The following is a 4,341-nucleotide window of genomic DNA, read 5'->3' as shown; positions in this document are numbered from 1 at the left end:
GGCCTATCTCGCTCTTATGTCCCCGAGCAATGTCGCGCCGCTGGCAGATCCCGTGCCGGCCAACACTCGAGCAATTCCCCGCGGGCACTTGTCCGACGGGCAGAAGCTGGCGATCGGCCGCTGGCTGCTGCACCACAAGGCAAAATTGCCGCACGGCCATTTTGGACCATGGGTCGAGAAGCAGGAAGGTCTCTGCCGATCGATGGCGCATCAGTGCATGGCGATGGCGAGGAACTGCTACGAAGGCACGGAGGCCGCGGAATAGCGCATCGGCACCTACGGCCATTGGTTCAAAACCTCCATTTGGTCACGCAAGCATGCCGCGTCCGCCCCTACTATCGCAACCAACCCCGCCGCGGCTCGTTTGACCTTTGCTGGTTGATCCCAGCTACTACAGACCCTTCCCGCTGCCGAAAGGTGGCGGGCTTTTTCGTGCATTAGCGGAACCCGCGTTGGCGCTAAAGGGCTTGGGTCCGACCAAAGCCCAATGCCGAAGCGCAAAGGTCTGACCCGTGAAACATTGGAGTTCTTTACACGTTTGATGCAGCTGACGATCAACAGTCCCCTCATCGTCGGTTGGTTGATTACCCGCCACGGCTCGCTTGGCGTGGCGGGTAATCATCACGGATGAGCGAATGCAGCCTGGTGAGATCATTGCAACCCGTTCGCAACAGGGTTTGCCGGCCTGGCGCCATCGTCAAGAATTAGGGCAACCTAATTTTCTGCCGCCCATGAACGATAATCAGCCGCCCAACAGGCTGGGACACGAGCCGCCGCAGGGATGGCAGAGCCCAGGGGTGCTTCTCGCAGCCGCCGCTCTGGTCTCATCCTTATGCGCCCTACTACTGGCATCTTGGATGTCAGGTTGAGCGCTCGGCGCGCCTACCTTCCAACGTTGGCTAAGCTTTAATGCTGGGCGCCGGCGGAATCCTCGTCGAACTCAATGTCAGCTTGTCGACGGTCTTGACAATGGCGGTGGCCAAAGCGGCGGCTTCATGCATGAGCTCCGGCCCATAAAGACCATTTACCGCTTCCTCGCTCGGAAGAACGCCAGGCGGACAATGATCCTCGATTGTTCGCCGGATCAGCGTTAGCGCCGCTCTGCACTCTTCTGTGTCTATCGTCGGCATGCACTGAAACATGCAGGATGGCTAAAATGTTCCGGAACCATTTTAGCGCGCGCTAATTGAATCGCACTATGCGAGTCAGCGCATGCCTCTGAAGTTCATCAAGCCCATGGAACCCGAGCTGGTCGACACGCCACCGCAAGGCGACGAATGGCTCCATGAAATCAAATTCGACGGGTATCGCACCCAAATTATCAAGGATGAAAACGGTATACGGCTGTTCACCAAGAATGGTTACGACTGGACCGGCCGCTACATCGAACTTGCCGGAGAGGCGGAGGCGATCGAGGCGGAAAGTTTCATCATCGATGGCGAGACAATCACGGTCAACGAGGCCGGCCTCTCCGACTTCCGCGCCCTGCAATCAGCCGTTACCCGCCGTAAGCCGTCGCGCGACCTGTATTTGGTGGCGTTCGATCTCCTGCACCTGAACGGGCACGACCTGCGCAACATGCCGGTGGAAGACCGCCGCGAGATCCTGCAGGAACTGATTCCAGCCGTTGGCCGCATTCAGATCAGCAAAGCCATGCCCGGCACTGGCGACGCGGTTTATCACCTGGTCGACAGGGCAGGGCTGGAGGGCATGGTCTCGAAGCGCAAGGGCAGCATCTACCGCAGCGGGCCGACGATGAACTGGCGCAAGATCAAGTGCTATGCCGAAAAGGAAATGGACATCATTGGCGTGCAGCGCGAGGCGGGAAAGCCCGCGATGGTGCTGATGGCCGACAAAGGTCGCTATGCCGGCGGCGCTTTCGTTGCCTTTAAAGCCGACAAGCGCCAGCGCCTGTGGGATCGCGTGCAAGGGAAAGTCGGCGGACCAGTGCCCATCGGTCTAAAGAAAGAAAAGGCCGAATGGCTTAAGCCTGGTCTGGTCGGTCGCGTGCGGTTCCTGAAGGGCGAGGAGAGACTCCGCCATGCCAAGCTGCTCGATTTCCGGGATAAGCAATAGACAGCGCTTGCCAGCCCAAAGCAGATGAGGAATATAATCCTCCCGTTGCGGCGATCACCCTCTAACGGAGTTCGCTACCATGGCTAGGTCAAAACCCTCAAAGCAGTTATCGCAGGCTGAAATCGAGCGCTTTCTCGTGGCGGCAGAAGCGCTGCACCTGAGCATCATCAAGCCATTCATATCGCCGCATTGCGACCACTACCGGGCAACGCATGTCTTGCACGAGGTGTTGTTGAACACCGTGCGGCAAGTCACCGGGAAGGAAGTCGAGTTCATCCAGTGGCACACTACAGGTCCGGTTAGACCGGCTGCCGCAGAGTAGCCCGTTTGGGCGGCTATATGTATGCAGGGCTTTAAGCGGCGATAAGCTTTCCGCCAGCGTGATGGTCGGGGCCGCCATTCGATGCGAACAAACGCGCAATGCGAGCCCACAGCGAAACGGGATCCCGGGCCGCCTCAGTCTTCATTTTCTCAACTTTGAAGTCATCGGCGAGGTTCAGGAAAACCAAGCCGAAAACTAGGCTGGCCATCACATGATGAGTCTGCCGTGCAAGCGCCGGATTGGCACGGCCGAGATTCTTCATTGACTGGGAAATAGGATCCATCCCGTCGTCTTCCGCAGAGGGAGCGTCCTCCTGTCCGTTGACTTGGACGAGAAAGGTCTCGGCAAACGACTTGCCGCGCTTCTTGTCCCCATAAGCCGCAAGCAAAACCAAGATGGCCTGTCGGATCGGCTTAGGAGTGTTCTTGTCGTCAAGCACCGTACCGGCCGAGCTGAACGATTCGAGCAAATCTTCGCGCACGTCGGCGAGGAACTCACACTGATGCTCCAACTCTGTCTTGCGACGGAAAAAATGCACGCCAGCGCCGGCTGCCAAGCCGACAAAGCCGTAGGTAAGCGACGCAGGGTCAAAGCTCATCAGCGCACCTCATTGTGGTCGGGTGTCCCTAAACAAATCGGCTATCTCGTCCTTGGTTGCATGGTCTGCAAGCGTTTTCTGCGCTTTGATCGTGGCAGCTTCTTGGAGGTTCCGCAATCGCTCGCGAGATTGAATGGACAAAAGGGCGTAGCGGAGTAGCACCCATACAGCGGCGAGAACAACGGCTATTCCAGCGGCGCCCCCTAGGCCGACTCCCTCCACCATACCGCCAACGGAGAGGACCGCGATAAGGGCAAACGCGATGAAATCTATGTTGCCCTTGCCGGCCTCAACGATCGCCTTAAGGGTCTCTTCACCGAACGCCATTCGCAGTCTGCCCCCCAGCACGACCCTTTTTGTCTGATTCCGGCCGAGAAATCTATCAGCCAATAGTCCGTTCAATCGTGACCTTCTTCCCGCGGGAAAGAGCGACAAGCAACCCGAGAATGATGTCGCCGAACAGCCAGAGCCAAAGCAGCATCCCGACCGCGAGTGTCCCGCCTATGGCAGTGCCGGCCTGAGATGCAGCGTCGGCCGTCGCCTGGTAGTGCTCACTGGAAATCTTGATGGCGTAGAATATCCACAGACCCATCAGCGCGTTGAAGGCGAGGAACATCCACCAGAAGATCATTCCGAAGAAACCGCGCTTGCGGGTTTCCGTACGTTCAATTCGTGACATAATTTTCCTCTTCCCTTTAAAAAGACTCGACGCTGCCGTCCTCATAGACAATTCGCTTAACGGCAACTTCGGTCTTGGCCGTACTTGCGGTGACTGGACCGATAAGCCTGCTGTACGGATCATCGTGGATGAACGGATTGTCTTCCCAAAAGAAATACGTGTTGCTCGCCGTGGACCCGCCAGGTGGGATGCTTATGTCCAGCTTGCTGTCGTTCACCAAAATCTCGTCGCCGAACGCGTCCTTGATGGTGATCAACATGGCCAAGGCTGAGACACGCTTCGCAGACGAATTTTCAAAGGATAGATATAATTCGATCCTTGGATTATAGATACTTCGCCTCGTGTCCTCCATCTGAACATTGAAGCGTGCTCTGGCCAGTTTAACCGGAGAGTCAGCCACGTTCATCGCCGGCTCAAGTTTGAGCGGCGCCGCTGTTCCATCGGCCTTGAGCGCATCGTAACAAGTTAGTCTGTCTGCGTCGGCGACCAGCTGTCGACAATTCTCTATGTGTTGAAACGACTGGGCATTAGCGCCGCCAACGAATACTAGCGAAAAGATCGCCGAAGCTACCTTGAACATCCCATTCTACTCCCCACCACCACGAACATTTGCGCAATTGGTTGCGCAAAGCAATCCGCCGACGGCGGATCATGATGGGGAGGAAG

Annotated in this window: 7 protein-coding genes and 1 pseudogene; 4 read left to right on the top strand and 4 right to left on the bottom strand. The window is 57.2% G+C overall.

Features of this window, described 5'->3' with window-relative positions:
• The 4 genes and pseudogenes from EN914_RS38415 to EN914_RS25975 form a co-directional block, all read left to right on the top strand.
• Positions 1 to 265: pseudogene (locus tag EN914_RS38415) on the top strand (DUF3102 domain-containing protein); the annotation flags it as partial.
• Positions 266 to 487: 222 nt separating this feature from the next.
• Positions 488 to 631, top strand: a complete 144-nt coding sequence (locus tag EN914_RS38410; RefSeq protein WP_155924949.1) for a hypothetical protein — start codon at positions 488 to 490, stop codon at positions 629 to 631.
• Positions 632 to 1,212: 581 nt separating this feature from the next.
• Complete coding sequence (locus EN914_RS25980; RefSeq protein ID WP_024505500.1) at positions 1,213 to 2,076, top strand: ATP-dependent DNA ligase; 864 nt, start codon at positions 1,213 to 1,215, stop codon at positions 2,074 to 2,076.
• 79 nt (positions 2,077 to 2,155) lie between these two features.
• The gene (locus EN914_RS25975; protein ID WP_024505501.1) at positions 2,156 to 2,398 is read left to right on the top strand and encodes a hypothetical protein; all 243 of its coding nucleotides are present in this window, start codon (positions 2,156 to 2,158) and stop codon (positions 2,396 to 2,398) included.
• Between the two features lie 31 nt (positions 2,399 to 2,429).
• Here the strand turns inward: EN914_RS25975 and EN914_RS25970 are convergent, their stop codons facing one another.
• The 4 genes from EN914_RS25970 to EN914_RS25955 are packed head-to-tail and all read right to left on the bottom strand — an operon-like array spanning position 2,430 to position 4,255.
• A complete protein-coding gene (locus EN914_RS25970; protein WP_024505502.1) occupies positions 2,430 to 2,996 on the bottom strand; it encodes a hypothetical protein in 567 nt (188 codons plus the stop codon).
• 9 nt (positions 2,997 to 3,005) lie between these two features.
• Positions 3,006 to 3,323: a hypothetical protein gene (locus tag EN914_RS25965; RefSeq protein WP_024505503.1), complete on the bottom strand. Its 318-nt coding sequence runs from the start codon at positions 3,321 to 3,323 to the stop codon at positions 3,006 to 3,008.
• Between the two features lie 55 nt (positions 3,324 to 3,378).
• A complete protein-coding gene (locus tag EN914_RS25960; protein WP_024505504.1) occupies positions 3,379 to 3,675 on the bottom strand; it encodes a hypothetical protein in 297 nt (98 codons plus the stop codon).
• 16 nt (positions 3,676 to 3,691) lie between these two features.
• Positions 3,692 to 4,255, bottom strand: coding sequence for a hypothetical protein (locus EN914_RS25955; RefSeq protein ID WP_024505505.1), 564 nt, complete (start codon positions 4,253 to 4,255; stop codon positions 3,692 to 3,694).
• Positions 4,256 to 4,341: the final 86 nt, after the last annotated feature.

It is taken from the genome of Mesorhizobium sp. M7A.F.Ca.CA.001.08.2.1 (genome assembly GCF_003998455.1).
Taxonomy (GTDB): Bacteria; Pseudomonadota; Alphaproteobacteria; order Rhizobiales; family Rhizobiaceae; genus Mesorhizobium; species Mesorhizobium ciceri.
The sequence above is the reverse complement of the archived record's forward strand: the minus strand, read 5'-3'. Positions and strand labels throughout refer to the sequence as shown.